Origin of the sequence: Streptomyces sp. NRRL S-495 (assembly GCF_000966955.1) — a bacterium.
Classification (GTDB): Bacteria; Actinomycetota; Actinomycetes; order Streptomycetales; family Streptomycetaceae; genus Kitasatospora; species Kitasatospora purpeofusca.
The window spans coordinates 1-21,561 of sequence record NZ_JZWY01000044.1; the positions used below are offsets into that span (position 1 = coordinate 1).

Sequence of the window (21,561 nt, forward strand, 5' to 3'; positions counted from 1 at the left end):
GGCGCCACCCAGGCCGACCCCGTCCCGGCCAACAACACCGCCACCACGAACACCGGCGTCAACAACGCCCACGGCTGCACGATCATCGGTACCGCCAACGGCGAGACCCTGTTCGGCACCGGCGGCAGCGACGTCATCTGCGCCCTCGGCGGCAACGACACGGTCAACGCGGGCGGCGGCAACGACACCGTCTACGCCGGCTCGGGCAACGACACGGTCGACGGCGGGTCCGGCAACGACACGCTCCTCGGCGGCCTCGGCAACGACCGGCTGACCGGTGGCATCGGCAACGACTCGCTCAACGGCGGTCCCGGCACCGACACCCTGAACGGCGGCTCCGGCACCGACAGTTGCACCGCGGCGGCGGGTGACACCGTCATCAGCTGCCCGTAGCACGTCCCCGGCAGTACGCCCGCGCGGCGCGGCACCCGAGAGGTGTGCCGCGCCGCGCGGCTGTGTCACCGGCCGGCGGGACCCGGTCCCGGTGCGGGCAGCCGGAGCACCGCCAGGACCGGCAGGTGGTCGGTGGCGGCCAGCAGGTCGGCCTCGGCGACGCCGGGCAGTCCGCGCGGGACGCCGCAGGCCAGCACCTCGATGTCGGGGGTGGCGAAGACGGCGTCGAGCCGCTGGTAGGGGTTCTCGGGCACGGAGGTCATCTCGCCGCCCCAGGGCGCCACCGCGTACCCGTCCTGGAGCCGGTCGGCCAGCGACCGCCAGCCGGGCCCGTCCGGGTGCTCGTTGAAGTCCCCGGCGATCACGCCGGGTCCGGCGTACCGCAGCTGTCCGGCGAGCAGTCCGAACTGCCGCAGCCGCTCGTCCGCGTCCAGGCTGAGGTGGCAGCTGGTGACGGTGAACGGCGCCGCGTCGGCCACCTCGACCAGCGCGGTCGCGAAGCCGCGCGCGTGCAGCCCCCTGGTCTTCGGCAGCAGCCGGTCGTGGACGGCCCGCACCCGGACGCCGAGCCGGCCGAGCAGCAGCGGCCCGGCCGCGATCCGGCCGCCGCCGCTCAGCACCACGGTGCCGGTCGCCCGGGCGAGCCAGGCGGCCTGCCCCTCGGGGCGCCAGTAGCGCGGCGACTCCTGTACACAGACGAGGTCCGGCTCACAGGCCCGGATCACCCGGGCGAGCGCATGCCGGTCGTCCCGCAGGGAACGGACGTTGTAGCTGAGCAGCCGGAGCCGGCCCGGTGCGGGCGGCGGAAGTTCGGCCGGTGCGGTGGTCATCGGTGGTCCTCCCCTGGGCGTCCCGGACGACGCTACCGCCCGGACCGCCGGGGCCGCCGACGGCGCGACACCCCCGGCGGCCGGGAACGACGACGGCCCGGTCCGCGGGGAACCGGGCCGCCGGCCGGCGGTGCGACGGGACGGGTCAGACCGTGCGGGCCAGGTCGGCCGCGCCGGCGATCCCGGCGGCCGAACCGGTCGAGGCGAGCACCACCTCGGCGCGCGGGCGGTGCACCCCACCGGTCAGGTAGTGCTCGAAGGCCTTGGCGACCGGGTCGAGCAGCAGCCGGCCGGAGTCGGAGACGCCGCCGCCGAGGACGAAGACGGCCGGGTCGAAGAGCGCCGCGAGGTCGGCCATCCCCCGGCCCAGCCAGTCGGCCAGCTCGGCGTAGCACTCCAGGGCGAGCGGGTCGCCCTCCTCGGCGGCCTGGGTGATGTGGATGCCGCGGATGGTCTCGGCGACGCCGTCGTTGAGCTCCAGCATCCGCTTGCCGCGCACGGAGTCCTCCGCGGCGCGCTCCCGGCCGTACCGGCGCAGGGCGCGGCCGGAGCCGTACTGCTCCCAGCAACCCCGGCCGCCGCAGCCGCAGGGCAGGCCGTCCGGGACCATGTTGAGGTGGCCGATCTCGCCGGCCACGCCGAACCGGCCCCGGTGCAGCCGGCCGTCCAGGACGAGGCCGCCGCCGATGCCGGTGCCGACGGTGATCAGCACCATGTCGCTGTGGCCGGCCGCGGCGCCGAAGCGGTACTCGGCCCAGGCGGCGCAGTTCGCGTCGTTCTCGACCACCGCGGGCAGGCCGGTCAGCTCCTCGACCCGGCCGCGCAGGGGCTCGTCCTCCCAGTCGATATTGGGGGCGAAGATCACCGTCGAACGCTCGCGGTCGACGAAGCCGGGCGCTCCGATGCCCGCCGCGACCACGTCGGGGTACTGCTCCTTGAGTTCGCGCACGGCCTGCGCGATGGCGTCGACCGCCCACTGCGGGTCGGCCGGGGTGGGCACCCTGGTCCGGGCCAGGATCTCGCCGGCCTCGTCGACCACACCTGCCGCGATCTTGGTCCCGCCGACGTCGACGCCGATGGTCAGAGCCATGTGTCCCTCAGCTATTCACTCGTTCCCGCTGGACGGAACGCTACCGCCCAACCAAGCCCCCGTACACACCGTCGCATACATTAACCGAAGACAATCTGCGCCCAACCGGACCGAGCCCCTTCAAAAGTCGTACATTTTCACCGGTGGCGTCACAGGGTGAAGCCAGGACGTGACCCGGAGGGGATCAGGGATTCACTGCTTGGCGGACGGTCCCTCAGCTGCGTCGTCGAGGTCCACCCGTTCGGTGCGGGTCGGCTCCCCGGCGGTCCAGCGGTGCTCGTGGCCCGCCACGGCGGCCCGGTAGGCGGCCAGCAACTCGGCCCCGGCGGCGGCCAGGCCGGTACCGGCGGCGGCGAGGTGGTCGTACACCTCGGGCTGCTTCTCGCGCAGCCGGTCGGCCAGCCCGGCCAGCGAGAGCAGGGTCTCGGCGCTCGCCTCCTGGGCCTTCTCGCCGACGACGGAGGCGAACCGGCGCACCTCGTCCACCAGCGGGCCCAACTCCGGCCCGAACGGGTGCTCGGCGGTGGGCTCGGTCCGGTCGGTGGTGGTCATCGCGCGCGCCTCCTCAGCAACGGTGCCCGCGCCCGCGGCCACCCGCCCCGACGCTACCGGACCCCGTTGCGCCCCCTGCACGGAAGGCGAGCCGGCGACTCCCGCCCCGAGGCACCTCACATGCGAGCGGGCGACTCCCGCCCCGAGCCGAAGGGGCGCGCCGGTGCCGAAAGGGAGAGCGCGAGGGAGCGACGTAGGAGCGAGGGAGCGCCGACCGTCGGCACCGGACAAAAGCGCCCCGGAGGCGAGAGGGCGACTACCTGGGCCAGAGGGCCGGGTCGGGGGCGAAGCGGATTGCCAGCACCCCGTCCTGCAGGCCCGCGCCGGCGACCGTGCACCGCCGCAGCGCCGACGGCAGGGCCAGCACCCGGCGGTGCGCGCCCAGGCCGACCACCAACTCGTCCCCGCGCCGGACCAGGTCCAGGTCCTCCCGCGCGGCACCGGGCAGCGCCAGGTGCCAGACCAGCAGACCGTCCTCGGCCAGCCGGTCCTCGACGGTCCACGGCCCGGCGGCCCGCGCCTCCGGGCCGGCCCCGGCGCCGTAGAGGCGGTCGGCGACGGCCTCCAGGGTGGCCTCGGCGGGCCCGGTGGTGAGCAGCGGGATGCCGTCCAGGGTGGCGGCCAGCGCGGTCAGCTCGTCCCGGCGGCGCCCGGCGAGGGCGGCCAGCCAAGGGTCGGGCGAGTCGGTGGCGGCGTCCGGCAGCACCCCGTGCACCACCACGGCGTCCGGGCGGTGGCCGTGCAGGGCGAGGCCGGCCCGGATCCGCCGCAGTTCCGCGAAGGGGTGGGCGTCGGCGGCGGTGACCAGGCGGACGCTGGTGCCGGGCGCGGTGATCGCGGCGCGGGCCGCGGCGAGCGCGCCGGCGGCCTTGGCCCGCGTCTCGTACAGCCAGTCGGCGGGCATCGGGACCCCGGCGAGGCCGGCCAGCAGGGGCCGCAGGGCCCGGGCGGCCTGGCGCTGCTCGGGGACGAGCCGGGCCAGGTACCGCTCCAGCTGCTCGGGCAGGGCGAGGGTGGCGATCAGATCGGCGGGCGGCGGGGCGAGCACCACCAGGACCTCGGCCTCGACCGCGGGCAGCGCCCGGAGCAGGGCGAGCCGGGCGGTGCCGGGGAGCGCGGTGAGTTCCTCGGGGTCGAGCGGGTCGGCGCCGAGCAGGTCGAGCGCGGGCTTGAGCCGGCCGCCGATCTCGTCGAGCGCGTGCCGGAAGGCGGCCTGCTCGTCGGTCCTGGCGACGGCCAGGCCGGGCGCGTACCCGGCCGGCTCGGCCTCCAGCCGGACGCCGAGGACGGCGTCCAGGGTGCGGTGCGGGTCGTCGGCCGCGAGCAGCAGGGTGCGCCGGCCCTGCCGGGCGGCGTGCAGGGCGGTGGCGGCGGCCACCTCGGGCGCCGCCGGGTCGCCGCTGACCAGGATGGTGCGTGTCGCCGTCATGCCGTACCGCCCCTGTTCGTCCGCGCCGCCGGGCCTCAGAGCGCCGTGCCGGCGGCGGTGTCCTCGACCCGCTTCTTCAGGCCGGCCAGGGCCCGGTCGATGATGACCTTCTCGGCCTTGCGCTTGATCATGCCCAGCATCGGGATCTTGACGTCCACCGCGAGCTGGTAGGTGACCTCGGTGCGGTCGGCGCCGAGCGGGGCCAGGGTGTAGGAGCCGTCGAGCGAGCGGAGCATCTGGCTGCGCACCAGGGTCCAGGCGCACTCGCGGTCGCCGTCCCAGGTGTAGGCGAGGACGTGCTCGTCGCGGATGGCGCCGGCGTCGAGGACCAGTCGGACCTGGGCGGCGCGGCCGTCCTCCGCCGCCTCCAGGACCTCGATCTCCTTGACCTCGCCGGTCCAGGCCGGGTAGGCGGCGAAGTCGGCGATCACGGCCATGACCGTCGCCGGGGTCGCGTCGATGGTGATGCTCGACCTGGTGTGCTCCGCCATGGAATGGCCCTCCGCGTCGTCCCGTGCTGGTCCGGCCGAGGCTGCTCGGCCGGGTGCGCCCGGAGCAGGCTATCGCGCCCCGCGATCCGGCCGGTCCCTCGGTACGCCCCGGGGCGCCCGGGTGCGCCCCCGCCGTCGGAGCACACGGTCCGTGGCCGACGGCTACCGGCCGGTCACCTTCGGGCTGCCGTAGGGTGCCATTCGAACGGCCCGGTCCCGACCTGGTCGGACGGGTCAAGGTGTGACACTTCGAACACCGGAGCCGACCCCCCTGGCCGAAGCTGCCTACCGGGCAGTAACGTCCTGCCGTCCCGCAGCGTCGCGAACGAGGAGCAGTCTTGCTCGACTTCAGCCTTCCGGCCCTCTACCAGGTACCGAGCGGCGGTAACCTCTCCGACCTCGTGCACCAGAACGCCGAGCGGCACCCCGATGTCGCGGTGCTCAGCCGCAAGGTGGACGGCCAGTGGCAGGAGTTGACCGCCGCCCAGTTCCAGGTCGAGGTGCGGGCGGCCGCGAAGGGCCTGATCGCCGCCGGTGTCGAGCCGGGCGACCGGGTGGGCGTCATGTCCCGCACCCGGTACGAGTGGACGCTGCTGGACTTCGCGATCTGGACGGCCGGCGCGATCACCGTGCCGGTGTACGAGACCTCCTCCGCCGAGCAGGTCGAGTGGATCCTCGGCGACTCCGGGGCGGTCGCGGTGTTCACCGAGACCGAGACCCACACCGCGGTGGTCGCGGAGGTCCGGGACCGGCTGCCGGAGTTGCGGCACACCTGGCAGATCGAGGGCCCGGCGCTCGCCGCGCTGGCGGAGGCGGGCCGCGAGGTCACCGATGCCACCGTCACCGAGCGCCGCTCGGTGGCCGGCGCCGACTCGATCGCCACCATCGTGTACACCTCGGGCACCACCGGTCGCCCGAAGGGCTGCCAGCTGACCCACGGCAACTTCATGGCCGAGTGCGGCAACGTGGTGGAGCGCCTGGCCCCGCTGTTCCGCACCGGCGAGAGCTCCGTCCTGCTCTTCCTGCCGCTGGCCCACGTGCTCGCCCGGATCGCCGAGATCGCCCCGGCGATGGCCCCGATCAAGCTCGGCCACGTCTCCGACATCCGGGACGTCACCGCCGAACTGGCCGCCTTCCGCCCGACCCTGATCCTGGGTGTGCCCCGGGTCTTCGAGAAGGTGTACAACACCGCCCGGGCCAAGGCGCAGGCGGACGGCAAGGGCAAGATCTTCGACAAGGCCGCCGAGACCGCGATCGCCTACAGCCGGGCGCTGGACGCGGGCGGCGCGGGCCTGCTGCTCAAGCTCAAGCACGCCGTCTTCGACAAGCTGGTCTACAGCAAGCTGCGGGCCGCGCTCGGCGGCCGGGCCACCCACGCGATCTCCGGCGGCGCCCCGCTGGGCGAGCGGCTCGGACACTTCTACCGGGGCATCGGCTTCACCGTGCTGGAGGGCTACGGCCTGACCGAGACCTGCGCGGCCACCGCCTTCAACCCGTGGGACAAGCCGAAGATCGGCACGGTCGGCCAACCCGTCCCCGGCGCCGCCGTCCGGATCGCCGAGGACGGCGAGGTGTTCTTCAAGGGGCCGCACGTCTTCACCGGCTACTGGAACAACCCGCAGGCCACCGCCGACACCCTGAAGGACGGCTGGATCGCCACCGGGGACATCGGCTCGCTGGACGACGAGGGCTATCTGACCATCACCGGCCGCAAGAAGGAGATCATCGTCACCGCGGGCGGCAAGAACGTCGCCCCGGCCGTGATCGAGGACCGGATCCGGGCGCACGCCCTGGTCGGCGAGGTCATGGTGGTCGGCGACCGCAAGCCCTTCGTGGCCTGTCTGATCACCGTCGACGAGGACTTCTTCCCGAACTGGAAGCAGCTCAACGGCAAGCCCGCCGGGGCCTCGGTGGCCGACCTGCGCGAGGACCCGGACCTGCTGGCCGCCCTTCAGCAGGCGGTGGACGACGGCAACGCGGCGGTCTCGCAGGCCGAGGCGGTGAAGAAGTTCCGTCTGCTCGACACCGTCTTCTCCGAGGAGAGCGGCCACCTGACGCCCTCGCTCAAGCTCAAGCGCAACGTCGTGCTGAAGGACTACGCGGCCGACGTCGAGGCGATCTACCGCAAGTAGGACCGCCCGCACGCGGGTGCGGCCCGCCCCGGACGNGGCGGGCCGCACCCGCGTGCGGGCCGGGCCCTTACGCATCGGGCCCGCACGCGTCGGACCCGTACCCGCCGGGCCCGCGCGTTCAGCCCGCCAGCAGCGAGGTCAGCCGCCCGGCCAACAGGTCCCAGCGCCAGGAGCGGTCCACCCAGCGCCGCCCGGCCTCGCCCATCCGTCGGCGCAGCTCCTCGTCCCGCAGCAGCCGGACGATCCGCTCAGCCGCCGCCGAGGGCGTGCCGCCCGGCACCACGAAGCCGGTCTCGCCCTCCAGCACCGCGTCCGGCGCACCGCCGGAGTCCCCCGCCACCACCGGCAGGCCGGTCGCCGAGGCCTCCAGGTAGACGATGCCGAGCCCCTCGACGTCCAGTCCGCCGCGCCGGGTGCGGCAGGGCATGGCGAAGACGTCGCCGGCGCCGTAGTGCGCGGGCAGCTCCTCCCACGGCACCGAGCCGGTGAACCGGACGGCGGAGCGCACGCCCCGGGCGTCCACCAGCTTCTCCAGCTCCGACCGGTACGGGCCGCCGCCGACGATCAGCAGCACGGCGTCCGGCACCTCGGCGAGGATCTGCGGCATCGCCTCGATCAGGGTGTCCTGCCCCTTGCGCGGCACCAGCCGGGAGACGCAGACCACCACCGGACGGTCCGCCAGCCCGAGCCGCTCGCGCACCGCGGCGCCGCCGGAGTCCGGGTGGAAGGTCCGCTCGTCCACGCCCGGCGGCAGCTGCGCCATCCGCGCGGCCGGCTCCGGGCCGACCGCGGCGGCGATCCGGGAACGGGTGTACTCGCCGAGGTAGGTGAGCACGTCGGTGCCCTCGCCGATCCGGCGCAGCAGCTGCCGGGCCACCGGCAGCTGGGCCCAGGCGGCCTCGTGCCCGTGGGTCATGCCGAGCAGCCGGCCGGCCCCGGTCCGGCGCAGGGTGGGGGCCATCAGCCCGAGCGGCGCGGCGGCACCGAACCAGACCGAGTCGCAGCCCTCCGCCCGCAGGATCTCGGCGGCCCGCCGGGTGACCCGGGGTGTGGGAACCATCACCTTCGTACGGTCGCGGATCACCGGGAAGGGCTGCTCCGCGTCGAAGCGCGCGACCTCGGTGCCGTCGCGCCAGGTGGAGGCGTACACCACGATGCTTCCTGCGGGCTGACGGACGGCCATGTTGTGCACGAAGGCCTGGATACCGCCGGGCCTCGGCGGGAAGTCGTTGGTGACGATCAAGGTCTTGTGCATCAGGCCACGGCTCGCTCGGTCGGGGGGTGCTCGGTGTACCGCTGGGTGATCCGTACGATAGGTCAACACGACGACCCGCCGGGAACGGATCCACACAAGGCAACCGTTCCCTCCCCGGGTCTGTCCTAGGACAAGGGTGGTCGGCGTGTCCGGCCCGGCCCCGCGGTGGCGGCCGGTCCCGACCCGCCCGGACTGCCCGGGCGTCCGTCGCGCGGCGCCGCCGACGGAACGTCCGAGACGAACGAGGGAGCGTTGTGGAGTTGGCCCCGGCCACCGAGTCCGGTACACCCAGCGGCGCCGAGGGCTCCGGCACGGCGCTCGCCGTCCGCCGCGAGCCCGTGCAGCGCACCACGCGCCCCTCAGGCCGTTCCGGCGCCCTGCTGGCGCTCGGCGCGAGCTGGGTGGCCACCCGGACGCTGCTGATGCTCCTGGTGACCGGCGTGCTCCGGATGCCCGGCGGGGACATCACCGCCGACGTCTGGCTGATCTACCACGGCTGGTACGGCGTCCTGCAGACCGGCACCTTCCCGCTGGACGACGTCACCTGGCAGTACCCGCCCGGCGCCGCCCTGGTGATCCTGCTGCCCGGCCTGCTGCCCTGGTCGTACCTGGTCTCGTTCTGGGTGATCTGCGGCATCGCCGACGCGCTCGCGATGGGCCTGCTGGTCCGCACCGGGCTGCGCAAGGGCCGGGCCCTGACCGGCGCCTGGGTCTGGGTGGCCGGCGTCCCGCTGCTCGGCCCGATGATCTACAACCGCTACGACGTGATCGTGACCGCGATCGCGGTGGCCGGCCTGCTGGCGCTGATCCGCCGCCCGGCGATCGGCGGCCTGCTGCTCGGGCTCGGCGGCATCGTCAAGATCTGGCCGCTGCTCGGCCTCATCGGCACCCCCTCCGGCCGCCGCACCCGGCGGTCCTGGACGGCCGCGGCCGCCGCGACCGCCTCGATCGGCTTCCTGCTGGCGGCGGGGATGAACGGCGCGTTCGAGTTCCTGACGTTCCAGAAGGACCGCGGCATCGAGGTGGAGTCGGTCGGCGCGCTGCCGATCCACTTCGCCCGGATCGCCGGGAGCTGGGACGGCAAGGTGATGATGAACTACGGCTCGGTCGAGATGCTCGGGCCGTGGGTGCCGCTGGTCAGCAAGGTGATGCTGGCCGGTACCGTGCTCGGCTTCGGCTGGCTGCTGCTCTGGCGGTTCACCGCCCGTCGGCGCAACGCCGCCACCATGTACGACGCGGCGCTCGCCGCGCTGCTGATCTTCACCGTGACCAGCCGGGTGATCAGCCCGCAGTACCTGGTCTGGCTGGTCGGCGCGGCGGCGGTCTGCCTGACCGTGCGCGGCACCAGCCAGCGGCCGGTGGCGCTGCTGATCCTGGCCGCGACCCCGCTGACCCTGGTGGAGTTCCCGCTGGTCTTCGGCGACGTGGTCGCCAGCAGGCCCGGCGCGATCGCCGTACTGACCGCGCGCAATGTGCTGCTGCTGGTCGCGACCGTGCTGTCCTGTGTCCGGCTCTGGCGCTCGACCCGGCGCACCGACCGGGTCCCGGCCACCGTGGTGCTGCCCCGCCCGGAGCCGGTGCCGGCCGTCTCGTTCTCGGTGCGGCCGGGCATCGCGTACGAGCAGGACCTGCTGGACGGCATGGACCGGCCCGCGGCCGCACCCGGCGAACGGCGCTGAGCGGAACGGCGCCGTACGGCCCTTCTCAGCCCGCCAGGGCCCGGACCTCGGCGAGCCAGAGGCGGGTGAACTCGGCCAGCCCGAGGCCCAGCCGGTCCCGGAACAGCCCGTCCAGCCACGCCTCGCGGTCCGCCCCCGGGGCAGCCGCGCCGACCGCCCGGTAGAGCGCCACCAGGCGCTGCGGGCCGTACCGGCGGGCGATCAGGTCGCAGGCCAGCCAGGACTGCTCGTAGGCCTGCGCCAGGCCCTCCTCGCCGGCCGTGAGGGCGGCGTCCGCGGGCAGCGCGGCGGGCAGCCGTCCGGCCGCGACGTCCCGGGCCAGCTCCGGCGCGATCTGCCGGGCCGAGCGGCCGGAGTCGCGGTAGCCGGTCCAGTCGGCGACCCCCTCGGAGAGCCAGAGCGGAGTCCAGGCCCGGGTGTCGGCCCGGGTCGCCACATGCACCGCCTCGTGGGTGACCACCACCTGCCGGCCGAAGTCACTCAGCCGCGCGTACACCTCGGGGTTGACCAGCACCCGGTCGGCCGGGGCGTGCAGGGGCGCGCCGGGCGCCGAGACGGTGACCGCGGCGAGCTCCGACCAGCCGGGCCGGTCGTCCGCCAGCAGCCGGGCGAACTGCTCCCCCGTGGCGGGCAGTTCGAGCAGCAGCCGACCCGCCCAGGCGCTGCCCCAGAGCGCCTCGACGGCGGACACCGCCCGGTCGCCGACGACGGCCGCCCCCGCGCGCGCGGCAGGGCCGGCGGCGTCCGCGCCGTCCACCCCGAGCACCAGGCAGCGCGCCCCGGCGGCCGCGCCGACGGTGCCGAGGTCCCACAGCGGCGGCGGCCCGCCGGCGGCCTCCTCGCGTTCGATCCGCCGGCCGGCGGCGGTCCGGAGCAGCGTCAGCCGGCGCGGGTGCACCACCGGCCGCTCGTCGTACCCGATCACCGTGACGGTCAGCTCGGCGGTGGCGGTGGACCGCCCGGCCCGGTCCACCGGGCCCAGCAGCAGGTTCCGGTAGCCGACGCGCAGCGGCAGCGGGGGCGGCCCCTCGCCCAGCGTCCGGGCCCGCTCGGCGAGCAGCGCCGAGACCTCGGCGTACTCGTCCGAGGCCGCCGCGGCGGGCCGCGCGGGGACGGCGCCGGGCAGCGACAGCTGGGCGAGGCCGCCGGCCGCGAGCAGCAGGGCGGTACGCCGGGACGGGCCTCGGCCGCCGGCGGGGTGCGGGCGGCTCAGAGCCGGATCACCCCCGAGACCGGCATGGCGTTGACGCTCTCGTAGCGCACCCGGGCCCCCGGGTAGGGGGCGTGCACGATCACCCCGCCGCCGGCGTACATCCCGACGTGGTGCATGTCCCGGTAGAAGATCACCAGGTCTCCCGGCCGTGCTTCGGAGATGCTGACCCGCTGCCCGGCGTACGCCTGGGCCTGCGAGGTGCGCGGCAGGGTCACTCCGGCCTGCCGCCAGCTGTAGTACATCAGACCGGAGCAGTCGAAGGCCTTGGGCCCGGTGGATCCGTAGACGTAGGGCGAGCCGATCATCCGCACCGCGGCGGCCAGCGCGGCGCCGCCGCGCTCGGAGGCGGGCGGGGTGGTGCCGAGGTCCAGCCGGTCGGTGCCCCGGGTGGCGCGCTGCTCGGCCTCGCGGGCGTCCTGGGCGGCGAGCCGGGCGCGTTCGGTGGCGCCGAGGCTGTTGAGCAGCCGCTGCGCCCTGGTGAGCCGCTGCTGGATCTGCTGCTTGCCGTCGGCCAGCGCCTTGCGGGTCTGTTCCAGCTCGGCGAGCTTGGCCGAGGCCTCGGCCCGGCGCTGGTCGAGCACCCGCTGACGGCCCAGCACCTCGTGCAGGGTCTCGTTCTGCCGCTCGGCGGCCTGGTCGAGGCTGCGGGCCCGGGAGAGGTAGCCCTCCGGGTCGGTGGAGAGCATCAGTTGGACGGTCTGCGCCATCCCGCCGCCCCGGTACTCCGCCCCGGCCACGGTGGCGAGGTCGCCGCGCAGCTGGTTGAGCTCGTCCTGGGAGAGGGCGATCTGCTGCTGGAGCGTGCCGGTCTCGTGCTGGAGCCGCTGCTGGGCCTCCTGGGCGGCGTTGAACCGCTCCGAGGCCTGCTCGGCCTCGTCGTAGAGCCGCTCCACCTGGGCCTTGACGTCCTTGCGGTTCGCCGGGGCGTCGGGCGCGCCGGGAGCCGCCTGCGCGGTGCCGCCGGTCGCCACGCCCAGCGCGGTGGTGGCCGCCGCGGTGAGCACCAGCGCCCGGGCGAGCGTGTGGACACCTGACAGCGGGGAACGGCGGTGCGCGGTCATTCGACGTCGGCTCCGATCCTGGACCCGGACCCGCCGCCGCACCGGACCGGGCGGCTGTCGAAGCGGGCGTCCGGTGGCAGACGTTAGCGAGTCAGGGCAACCGTTTCCAAACCCCTCCGAATCCGAATATTCAGTCACTGATCGGACATCAGACCGGTTCGCCCGCCGGAGTTCCCGGCGACCGGGGGAAAGCCGCAGGCCCGGCCTCCCCCGAGGGGAGACCGGGCCTGCCGGGAGTCTGCCGACCCGGGGGTCAGAGGCGCACGATGGTGTTGACCGGCATGTTGGACGCCGACTCGTAGCGGACCGACGCGCCCGGCTTCGGGGCGTGGATGACCTGGCCGCCGCCGACGTAGATGCCGACGTGGTGGCGGTCGCCGTAGAAGATCACCAGATCGCCGGGCTGGGCCTGGGAGATGTCCGAGCCGATCCGGGTACCGGCGTTGGCCTGCTCCTGCGAGGTGCGCGGCAGCGACACACCCGCCTGGGCGTACGCCCAGCCGGTGAGGCCGGAGCAGTCGAAGGAGTTCGGGCCGGTGGCGCCGTAGACGTACGGGGCACCGAGCTTGCTCTCGGCGGCGGCGATCGCGGCGGCGGCGCGCGAGCCGTTGGCGGCGGGCGCGGCCGGCTTGGCCGCGGCGGCGGGCGCGGGCGTCGACGCGGACGTGGGCGCGGACGCGCTCAGGTCACTGCGGTTGGTGTCGCGGGTGGCGCGCTCGGCGTCCGCCTTCGCCTTGGCGGCCTTGGCGGCCTCGGCCTTCGCGGCGTCCGCCTTCGCCTTGGCCTCGGCGGCGGCCTTCTCCTCGGCCGCGCGGAGGGCCTGGCGCTCCTGCTCGGTGAGGGTGTTGAGCAGCTGCTGGGCCTTCGCCAGCTTGCCCTGGACCTCGTCCTTGGAGGTCTTCAGCTGCTGGGTGGTGGACTCCAGCTCGCCGAGCTTGGTCTGGGTCTCGGTGCGGTCCTGGTCGAGCCTGCGCTGCTGCTCCTGGAGCTCCTTCAGCGCGCCGGACTGGGTGGAACCGGCCTGGTTCAGGGCGTCGGCCTGGCTGAGGAAGTTGTCCGGGCTGGCGGACAGCATCAGCTGGACGGTCTGCGATATGCCGCCGGTGCGGTACTGCTCGCCGGCGATCTCGGAGAGGCCGCCCTGGGCCTCCGTCACCACGGCCTGCTGGCGGGCCACCTTGTCCTGCAGCTCGGCGACCTGCTTCTGCAGCTCCTGCTGCTTGGCCTGGGCGCCGTTGTACTTCTCGGTCGCGACCTCGGCCTGCTCGTTGAGCTGGTCGACCTGCTCCTTGACCTGGTCCTTGGTCGGCGCGGGGTCGGCGTGGGCGCCGGACTGCGCGGAGAGGGCGACGGCAGCGGCGGCGAGACCGGTCATGATCGAGACCCGGGTACGGCCGGCGGGCTTGGGACGACGATGGGACGCCACGAAGGCGGACTCCTTCTTCCTCATCCGCCTACCGGGTGAGCTGACGGGTTCGGGCGGAAGCGTGCCCTACGACGCCTCACCGTCCGCGCGAGCGGCCGACCTGGCGCCGATTCACCCCGGAGGAACGTGGTTCCCCGGCTCCGCTCCACAGCGGACCCCCGACTGCTGGGTCTGGTTCGGGCGGGCACCTGAGGCCCCGCCCGGCTGCTTCGCGAACTCGGCGGTGAACCCCACCGCCACCCAGGCTGGGTGATCGACTGTGCGAGGTTCGAAGCACGACCCTAGTAACAGATCCGTGATCCGTTCAAATCCTTGTCAGAAAAAAGCCAGAAGAATTCCCAAGTTCCTTTGTGAATATGACCGAGCGTGATCACATCCCCACATCAGGCTGATCATTTCCACCTGGACGGCCGAACGCCCGACCCAAACCCCAGCGCCACCCCCGATCGGAGGTGGCGCTGATCACAGAGGCCGAGAACCGCCCCCGGGAGTGTCGTGGCGGACCGTCAGACCCGGCGGATCGTGTTGATCTGCATGGCGTCGGCCTTCATCACCTTCACCACGTCACCGGTGTGCGGCGCGTGCACCACCATGCCGTTGCCGATGTACATACCGACGTGGCTGCGGTCGGGGCGGTAGATGATCAGATCGCCCGGCTGGGCCTCGGCCAGGGACGGCACCCGGGTGCCGTAGTTGCCCTGCGCCTGCGAGGTCCGCGGCAGCGAGACGCCGGCCTTCCCGTACGCCCAGACCATCAGGCCGGAGCAGTCGAAGGTGCTCGGGCCCGTGGCGCCCCAGATGTACGGCGAGCCCTGCTTGCCCATCGCGTTGGAAACCGCGGCGCCGGCCATGCCACTGGCCTGCGGCAGGCTGCCCAGGTCGGTGCGCTCGGTGCCGCGCGAGGCACGGTCGGCCTGCTGCTGCGCCGCCTTCACGGCCGCGCGGTCGGCGGCGCTGAGCGAGTTCAGCAGGTCCTGGGCGTCCTTGAGCTTCTTGCCGACCTCGGCCTTGGACTGGTTCAGGTCCTTGGTGGTGGTGTCCAGCGAGGCCAGCACGGCGGCCGCCTCGCTCTTCTGCTGGTCGAGCCGGCGCTGCTGGTCCTGCAGGCCCTTGAGCGCCTCGGCCTGGCTGGAGCTGGCCTGCTGCACGCTGGAGGCCTTGTCCAGGTACCCGGACGGGTCGGAGGTGAGCATCAGCTGGACGGACGGGTCGATGCCGCCGGTGCGGTACTGCTCGCCCGCCACCTCGGCCAGCCCCGCCTGAAGCTGGGTCATCTGCTCCTGGCCGCGGGCGACCTGGTCCTGGAGCTGGTCCGCCTGCTTGCGCAGCTGGTCGGCCCGCTCCTTGGCACCGTTGTACCGCTCAGTGGCCTGCTCGGCCTCCTCGTTCAGCTGGTCGATCTGCGCCTTGACGTCGTCCTTCTTGGGCGACGGGCTCGGCGCTGCGTGGGCGGCGACCTGGGCGGAGAGAGCGACCGCGGTCGCAGCGGCCGCGGTGAGCACGGAGACCCGCGCGCGGCTCGGCTGCTTGGGACGGCGGTGGGAGGCCAAAAGGACCGGCTCCTTCTTCCAATGGCCTCACCCGATGGGGTGAGAATCCGGAAAATAGGTTTGACGCCAGACCCTAGTGAAGATCCACGTTTCGCGCCACTCCCACGATTACGTGAACCTGCCGCCCGCACCCGGACTTCACGAAACCCGCACAAGACCGCAATCCCGGCGCTGACCAGCCGTCATGACCGTCGGTCCGCGACCCCGGGAACCAGGGCACGCCCTAGGGACGGGCCAGCCGGTTCAGCAGCAGCACCGAGGCCACGGGGCGCGCGCCCGCCTTCCGCACGCCGTCCGCCACCTCCTTGTCCGCCGAGACCACCACCACCGGGCGGCCCTGCGGCTCCGCCCGGACCAGTCGGCGGATCAGCTCGTCCGCCGTCTCACCGGTCCGGCTGAACCGCACCCGCACCCCGCGCGGCGGCGCCATGATCACCGGCACGTCGAGGTCCTGGCCGTCGAACACACAGGTGACCTCCGCCTGGGTGCGCTGCGCCAGCATCGCCAGTCCGCCCAGCAGTCGGATCCGCTGCTGCTCCAGCGGCAGCGTCGGATAGCCCGTCTTGGTGACGTTGTAGCCGTCCACCACCAGATGGACCTGCGGGATCGCCAGCAGCTGGTCCAGCAGCGCCGGGTCGTCCTCGGCCAGCCCGCGCCGCGCCACGTCGTGCGGCGAGGCCGAACCCGGCACCACCGCCTCCACCAGGTCCGCCGGACGGATCTGGGAGACCGGCAGCGCCAGCTCCCGCTGGAGGCCCTGGGCCGACTGCAGCACCGTGTCCAGCAGCAGCCGCAGCCGCATGTCCTCGACGCCGCGCCCCTCGCGGGCGGAACGCCGGCCCTGCTCGGCGGAGTTCTCCAGCTCCGTGACCCGGTGCCGCAGCCGCCGCGCCTCGCTCTCCGCCGCGCCGCGCTCGGCCGCCGCCTGCGCTCTGACCGCCTCCAGCTCGGCGGCGACCTTCCGGGTCTCCGCCTGCGCCCGGCGGGTGTCGCTCTCCAGCGAACGCAGTCGCCGGCGCAGCGACTCGGCCTCCTTGCGGACGTCCTCCGACTCGGCCCGCTGCCGCTCCAGGTCGGCCCTGGCCGTGGTCCGCAGCTCGGCCAGCTCGGCCTGCAGCTTCTCGACCAGCCGGGTCGCCTCGGCGACCGCGCCCTCGGTGCCGGCCCGCTCGGCCTCCTCGCCGGCCTCGGCCACCAGCCGGCTCCACCCGGCGGACCGCACCAGATAGGCGGCCGCGGCCACGTCCATCGGGTCGGCCGCGCCCGGCACGGCGCCCGCCTCCAGGGCCCTGACCAGGTCCGGCTGACCCAGCCGCAGCCGCTCCGCTATCCGCACCCGGAAGGCCGGCTCCGCCTCCAGCGCCGCGGCCAGCGCGGTCGCCGCGTACTTGGCCCGGCGGGCGGGGGTGAACTTGGCGTACTGGCGCAGCGACTGGGGCAGTTCGCCGAGCGGCAGACCGCCGAGCGCGTCGGAGGCCAGACCGACCACCCGTCGGCGCACCCCCTCCGGGAGCGGCCGGTCCAGCGCCTCGTCCGACCCCGCCGGTCCCGCCGGTCCCGCCGACCCGACTGCTCCGCCGTCCGCTGCCGCCGGCTCCTCACCGGCGCCGGACTCCTCACCCGCGGGCGCCTCCGCCGGGACCTCGGTGTCGGAGGGGGCGGCCACTGCCGCGTCCGGCGCCTGCGCGTCCACAGCGGGCTGCCGCCCCTGCGGCCCGGCGGGCTCCTTCGCTGCGTCCACCACGTCCTCGGCTCCGATCCTGGTCCAGCGGGGTACGGCCCTCGGCCGCCACCCCCGTCACACTCCGTGCGTTCTCTCTGTATTGTCCCGTGCGGCGGGCGGCCACGCCGCTCACCGCCCACCGCACGGACCGGGCGGTCAGCCCTGCTCGGGAGCCTCGGCGGCCTCGGCCGCCTCGTCCGCACCGGGACGGGCGACCAGCTCGACCTGGTCCACGGCGTTGCACCAGCGGCAGCGCACCGACTCCACGGTCTCGCTGAGCACCTGGGTCTCCTCGACCTTGGACTCGCCGGCCAGGTCGAAGTGGAGGAACTCGGTCACCCGGGCGGTCCGGGTCACGTCGAAGCGGGTCAGGTTTCCGCAGAGCGTGCAGCGCCAGCGCGTCTCGGCGGTCAGGGCGGGGACGGTCATCGGGGGTCCTCTCGGGTGGTCCCGGAACGGGCTCAGGCGCTCCCCCCGGAGCCCCGGCGTCGGCGGCGGGAGGCGGGAATGCCCGCCCCAAGCCTATTGCCTGGGGCAACCTTCCCGGCTACCGGCCGATCACTCCCGGGCGGTAGCCCACCTGCCGTAACCGCGCGGTGCCCGCCCGGCACCGGGGGGATGCTGGAGCCCATGGCGATCCCGGTCCCCCACCCCGGCGCGCACCGCGGCCGACCGGCCGCCACCGCCCCGGCCGTCTGCTACGCGCTGATCGCGCTGAACACCGCGGTCTTCCTGCTCGGACCGGCGGCGGGGCTCAACCCCCTCTACGGCCGGGACCAGGCCCGGGTCTGCGCCGAGCAGCGCTACGAGCAGCGCTGGGGGGCCGTCCCCGCCGAGCTCCTGACCGGTCACCCGCTGACCGCGGACCAACTGGCCGAGGCCCCCGAGCCGGTACCCGGCTGCCCGGCCTCGGCCACCCCCGGCAAGCACCCGGCGCTGTCCGTGCTCAGCGCGCTCTTCCTGCACGCCGGCTGGCTGCACCTGCTCGGCAACCTGCTCTTCCTCCACGTCTTCGGCCCCGCCGTGGAGCGCCGGCTCGGCCGCCCCCGGTTCCTCCTCTTCTATCTGGCGGCCGGCGCAGTGACCACCTACGGCTTCGCGCTGGCCGAGGCGCACTCGGCAGACTCGACCCGGGTGCTGATCGGCGCCTCGGGGGCGATCTCCGCCGTGCTCGGCTCCTACCTGCGCTTCCACCCGCACGCCCGGGTCACCACGCTCGTCCCGCTGCTGCTCTTCCTGCCGCTGCGGTTCCCGGCCTGGCTGGTGCTGGGCCTCTGGTTCGCGCTCCAGTGGTGGTCCGTGCACTCCGCCGGACCGGGGGTGGCGTACCTGGTGCACGTGATCGGCTTCATGGCGGGCTTCCTGTACGCCTGCACCCTGGCCGAGCGCCGACCCCGCCGCACCCGCACCCGCCCCCGCGACGGTGCGGCCGACGCCCGCTACCCTGGCGGCACCTCACAAAGGAGTACGCCACCGTGATCACCGCCATCGTCCTGATCAAGACCAGCGTCGACCGCATCCCGGAGATCGCCGAGGCGATCGCCGCCATCGAGGGCGTCAGCGAGGTCTACTCGGTGACCGGCGGCTACGACCTGGTCGCGATGGTGCGGGTGCGCCGGCACGACGACCTCGCCGAGGTGATCCCCGGCCGGCTGAACAAGGTCCCGGGCGTGGCGCACACCGAGACCCAGATCGCCTTCCGCACCTACTCCCAGCACGACCTGGAGGCCGCGTTCGCGATCGGCCTGGAGGAGTAGCCGACAGCGCGGCCGGCCGGAGGGGCCGGACGGGGCCTCAGCCCTCCCGGCGGGTGTCCGCGACGCAGCGGCCGCCCTCGTTCCGGTAGCTCCACGCCGCGCCGTCCGTGACCAGCTCGCGGACGGCGGTCAGGAACCGGTCCACGTGCTCGTCCGGGGTGCCGGCGCCGAAGCTCACCCGGATCGCGTTCAGGCTGCGCTCGCCCGGCAGCGAGGCCTCCGGCGCGCCGCACTCCGAGGGCGCGGCCTCCTCGTCGCCGAGCAGCGTGCGCACCAGCGGGTGGGCGCAGAACAGGCCGTCCCGCACGCCGATGCCGTACTCGGCGGACAGCGCGGCCGAGAAGTGCGAGCTGTTCCAGCCCCGGACCACGAAGGACAGCACGCCCACCCGGTCCGCGTCGGCGCCGAACAGGTTCAGCACCCTGACCTCGGGGACCTCCGCCAGACCGGCCTTCAGCCGGGCCACCAGCGCCCGCTCGCGCGCCTCCAGCGCGTCGAACCCGGCCTCGGTGAGCGCCCGGCAGGCCGCCGCGATCGCGTACACGCCGATGACGTTCGGGGAGCCGGCCTCGTGCCGGGCCGGGCCGGTGTGCCACTGCACGGCCACCGAGCCGTCGGTCTCCCGGGCCACCGTACGGGTGGCGCCGCCGCCGGCCAGGTACGGCTCGGCCTCGTCCAGCCAGTCGGCCCGGCCGGCCAGCACCCCGGCGCCGAACGGCGCGTACAGCTTGTGGCCGGAGAAGGCGATCCAGTCGACACCCAGCTCGCGCACCGAGACCCGGTGGTGCGGGGCCAGCTGCGCGGCGTCCAGCACCACCCGGGCGCCGTACCGGTGGGCGGTCCTGGTCAGCTCGGCGACCGGCCAGAGCTCGCCGGTGACGTTCGAGGCGCCGGTGACGCAGAGCAGCTTCGGGCCCTCGGGCGCCTCGGCGAGCGCGGCGTCGAAGGCGGCGACCGCCTCGGCGTGCGACCGGGGGGCGCGCAGACAGGTGACGGTCAGACCGGCGTGCGCCCAGGGCAGCAGCGAGGCGTGGTGCTCGGTCTCGAAGGCGAACACCTGGGTCCCGGCCGGGACGGCGCCGGCCAGCAGGTTGAGCGAGTCGGTGGTGGCGCGGGTGAAGACCACCTGGTCGCCCTCGCGCAGGTCCAGGAACTCGGCGACGGTGCGGCGGCTCTGCTCGAACAGGTCGGTGGAGAGCTGGGACAGGTAGCCGGCGCCGCGGTGCACGCTGCCGTAGTAGGGGGCGTAGGCGGCGACCTCGTCCCAGACCCGCTGGAGCGCCGGGGCGCTGGCGGCGTAGTCGAGCGCCGCGTAGGCGACCTTGTCACCGTTGGCGAGCGGGACCTCGACGTCGTGGCCGAGAACGGGGAGGGGGGCGAGGAGGTCGGTCGCGAGAGACATGAGGATGCACTCCGTCTACGGGTCAGGGACCCCGGGAGTGCGTGATGATCCGGGTGTCCGCGCTTGCCACGCGGACGGCTCGCCGCACGGCCCGGTCCTCACCCAGGGCACCCCGCCACGGACGGAGGGTTGCCGGACAGCAAGCTGGGGCTTGTCGCTGTCGCTCATGACCTGGCCAAGACTTTAGGTCGGGTCCGTCCCCCGGTCAAACAAGAGTCCACATCCCGGACACCGGTCGGGGCCCACCGGGAGGATTCCCGATGGGCCCCAACCGCCGTGTCACGCCCGGGCGGTGGCCTCCGACCAGTGCTTCAGCAGGTCCCGCGCGGCACCCGAGTCGACGGCCGCCGCAGTACGCCGCATGGCCGCCCCGAGCTGCTCGGCGAGCGGCGCGTCGGTGAGGTCCAGCGCCACCAGCGCGGCCGCCGAGTTCAGCAGCACCGCGTCCCGGACCGGGCCGTGCTCCCCGGCCAGCACCCGGCGCGCGACCTCCGCGTTGTACGCCGGGTCCGCGCCGCGCAGCGCCTCGATGCCGACCGGCTCGATGCCGACCTCGCGCGGGTCGAAGGCGGTCTCGGTGACGGCGCCGTCGCGGACCACCCACACCCGCGAGGTGGTGCTGATGGTCAGCTCGTCCAGTCCGTCGTCGCCCCGGAAGACCAGCGCGGTGGCACCGCGCCGGGCGAGCACCCCGGCGATCAGCCCCGCCAGGCGGGTGTCGAAGCAGCCGATCGCGTGCGCCGTCACCCGGGCCGGGTTGGTCAGCGGCCCCAGGATGTTGAACGCGGTGGGCACCCCGAGGTCGCGCCGGGCCGGCGCGGCGTGCCGCATCGACGGGTGGAAGGTCGCGGCGAAGCAGAAGGTGAGCCCGACCTCCTCGGCGATCTCGGCGACCCGGCGCGGCCGGAGGTCCAGGCTGATGCCCAGCTTCTCCAGCACGTCCGAGGAACCGCTGGACGAGGAGGCCGCCCGGTTGCCGTGCTTGACCACCTTGGCGCCGGCCGCGGCGGCGACGATCGCCGACATGGTGGAGATGTTGACGGTCTTGGCCCGGTCGCCGCCGGTACCGACGATGTCCACCGCCGGGCCGGGGATGTCCAGCGGCTCGGCGTGCGCGTACATCGAGTCGACCAGCCCGGAGATCTCGTCGACCGTCTCGCCCTTGGCTCGCAGCGCCACCATGAACCCGGCCACCTGCACCGGGGAGGCCTCGCCGCTCATGATCCGGTCCATCGCCCACGCGGTGGCCGAGCGGTCGAGGTCCTCTCCCCTCAGCAGCGCCGACAGGATGTCCGGCCAGGAGCGGACCACCTGCGCGGGGTCGCTACCACCGTTCGCAGGCTGCACGTTCACCATGGCTGACTCCAGCTCTCACTGCCCCGGCTGACCGGGGAAGGACGTAGGGACGGAGTCAGCCTATCGAGCGGCGGGGCGCCGGGGCTCCGCCGTTCACCCTTCTTCTCTTGTACTGAGACGCGGGGTGAGACGCGGCCCGGCCGCACCGGTGCAGACCGGGACGGACCGGCTCGGACCAGGACGGACCGGCACGGCTAGCGAACGGCGGGCGCCCGCTTGGCC

General features: G+C 74.3%; 18 protein-coding genes, 1 pseudogene and 2 riboswitches. Of the genes and pseudogenes, 5 read left to right on the top strand and 14 right to left on the bottom strand.

Going from position 1 to position 21,561, the window contains the following annotated elements:
* Positions 1-393: pseudogene (locus VR45_RS49920) on the top strand (calcium-binding protein); the annotation flags it as partial.
* 65 nt (positions 394-458) lie between these two features.
* On the opposite strand, the gene VR45_RS03725 reads toward VR45_RS49920, so the two are convergent.
* The 5 genes from VR45_RS03725 to VR45_RS03745 form a co-directional block, all read right to left on the bottom strand.
* On the bottom strand, positions 459-1,223 hold the full coding sequence (locus tag VR45_RS03725) for an endonuclease/exonuclease/phosphatase family protein (protein WP_045938233.1): 765 nt from the start codon (positions 1,221-1,223) through the stop codon (positions 459-461).
* A 145-nt stretch (positions 1,224-1,368) separates the two neighbouring features.
* Positions 1,369-2,313, bottom strand: a complete 945-nt coding sequence (locus tag VR45_RS03730) for an ROK family glucokinase (protein ID WP_045938234.1) — start codon at positions 2,311-2,313, stop codon at positions 1,369-1,371.
* Between the two features lie 192 nt (positions 2,314-2,505).
* Positions 2,506-2,865, bottom strand: coding sequence for a DUF5304 family protein (locus tag VR45_RS03735; RefSeq protein WP_052708821.1), 360 nt, complete (start codon positions 2,863-2,865; stop codon positions 2,506-2,508).
* A 256-nt stretch (positions 2,866-3,121) separates the two neighbouring features.
* Positions 3,122-4,294 (bottom strand): ArsA-related P-loop ATPase, encoded by a 1,173-nt coding sequence (locus tag VR45_RS03740; RefSeq protein WP_045938236.1) that lies wholly within the window; start codon positions 4,292-4,294, stop codon positions 3,122-3,124.
* 35 nt (positions 4,295-4,329) lie between these two features.
* Positions 4,330-4,785, bottom strand: a complete 456-nt coding sequence (locus VR45_RS03745) for an SRPBCC family protein (RefSeq protein ID WP_045938237.1) — start codon at positions 4,783-4,785, stop codon at positions 4,330-4,332.
* Between the two features lie 338 nt (positions 4,786-5,123).
* Here VR45_RS03745 and VR45_RS03750 point away from each other — a divergent pair, with 338 nt between their 5' ends.
* Positions 5,124-6,917, top strand: a complete 1,794-nt coding sequence (locus VR45_RS03750; RefSeq protein WP_045938238.1) for an AMP-dependent synthetase/ligase — start codon at positions 5,124-5,126, stop codon at positions 6,915-6,917.
* Positions 6,918-7,035: 118 nt separating this feature from the next.
* Here the strand turns inward: VR45_RS03750 and VR45_RS03755 are convergent, their stop codons facing one another.
* Entirely contained in the window at positions 7,036-8,172 is a 1,137-nt protein-coding gene (locus tag VR45_RS03755) for a glycosyltransferase family 4 protein (RefSeq protein ID WP_045938239.1), read from the bottom strand.
* Between the two features lie 254 nt (positions 8,173-8,426).
* Between VR45_RS03755 and VR45_RS03760 the strand changes: the two genes are divergently transcribed.
* Positions 8,427-9,851 carry a glycosyltransferase family 87 protein gene (locus VR45_RS03760; protein ID WP_063772402.1) on the top strand — a complete coding sequence of 475 codons (1,425 nt, stop codon included), beginning with the start codon at positions 8,427-8,429 and terminating at the stop codon, positions 9,849-9,851.
* Positions 9,852-9,876: 25 nt separating this feature from the next.
* Here the strand turns inward: VR45_RS03760 and VR45_RS03765 are convergent, their stop codons facing one another.
* The 6 genes from VR45_RS03765 to VR45_RS03790 all read right to left on the bottom strand — a co-directional run bounded on the left by VR45_RS03765 (position 9,877) and on the right by VR45_RS03790 (position 17,253).
* Complete coding sequence (locus VR45_RS03765) at positions 9,877-10,824, bottom strand: hypothetical protein (protein ID WP_052708822.1); 948 nt, start codon at positions 10,822-10,824, stop codon at positions 9,877-9,879.
* 236 nt (positions 10,825-11,060) lie between these two features.
* Positions 11,061-12,125 (bottom strand): C40 family peptidase, encoded by a 1,065-nt coding sequence (locus VR45_RS03770; protein WP_045938240.1) that lies wholly within the window; start codon positions 12,123-12,125, stop codon positions 11,061-11,063.
* 253 nt (positions 12,126-12,378) lie between these two features.
* Complete coding sequence (locus VR45_RS03775; RefSeq protein WP_045938247.1) at positions 12,379-13,551, bottom strand: C40 family peptidase; 1,173 nt, start codon at positions 13,549-13,551, stop codon at positions 12,379-12,381.
* 10 nt (positions 13,552-13,561) lie between these two features.
* Positions 13,562-13,744, bottom strand: a riboswitch (cyclic di-AMP (ydaO/yuaA leader).
* A gap of 313 nt (positions 13,745-14,057) precedes the next feature.
* Positions 14,058-15,101: a C40 family peptidase gene (locus VR45_RS03780; protein ID WP_045938241.1), complete on the bottom strand. Its 1,044-nt coding sequence runs from the start codon at positions 15,099-15,101 to the stop codon at positions 14,058-14,060.
* Between the two features lie 223 nt (positions 15,102-15,324).
* Positions 15,325-16,626, bottom strand: a complete 1,302-nt coding sequence (locus VR45_RS03785; protein WP_045938248.1) for an NYN domain-containing protein — start codon at positions 16,624-16,626, stop codon at positions 15,325-15,327.
* Positions 16,627-16,980: 354 nt separating this feature from the next.
* Positions 16,981-17,253, bottom strand: coding sequence for a hypothetical protein (locus VR45_RS03790; RefSeq protein WP_030391501.1), 273 nt, complete (start codon positions 17,251-17,253; stop codon positions 16,981-16,983).
* Positions 17,254-17,454: 201 nt separating this feature from the next.
* Between VR45_RS03790 and VR45_RS03795 the strand changes: the two genes are divergently transcribed.
* Together VR45_RS03795 and VR45_RS03800 are read left to right on the top strand one after the other, a co-directional pair.
* Complete coding sequence (locus VR45_RS03795) at positions 17,455-18,303, top strand: rhomboid family intramembrane serine protease (protein WP_045938242.1); 849 nt, start codon at positions 17,455-17,457, stop codon at positions 18,301-18,303.
* Complete coding sequence (locus VR45_RS03800) at positions 18,300-18,581, top strand: Lrp/AsnC ligand binding domain-containing protein (protein ID WP_030391503.1); 282 nt, start codon at positions 18,300-18,302, stop codon at positions 18,579-18,581. Before VR45_RS03795 ends, VR45_RS03800 begins: the two co-directional genes overlap by 4 nt.
* Before the next feature lie 37 nt (positions 18,582-18,618).
* On the opposite strand, the gene VR45_RS03805 is transcribed toward VR45_RS03800, so the two are convergent.
* Positions 18,619-19,983, bottom strand: coding sequence for an aminotransferase class V-fold PLP-dependent enzyme (locus VR45_RS03805; RefSeq protein WP_045938243.1), 1,365 nt, complete (start codon positions 19,981-19,983; stop codon positions 18,619-18,621).
* Positions 19,984-20,037: 54 nt separating this feature from the next.
* A riboswitch (SAM riboswitch) is annotated at positions 20,038-20,155 on the bottom strand.
* A gap of 107 nt (positions 20,156-20,262) precedes the next feature.
* Positions 20,263-21,339 (bottom strand): anthranilate phosphoribosyltransferase, encoded by a 1,077-nt coding sequence (gene trpD, locus VR45_RS03810; RefSeq protein WP_107084092.1) that lies wholly within the window; start codon positions 21,337-21,339, stop codon positions 20,263-20,265.
* Positions 21,340-21,561 lie beyond the last annotated feature (222 nt).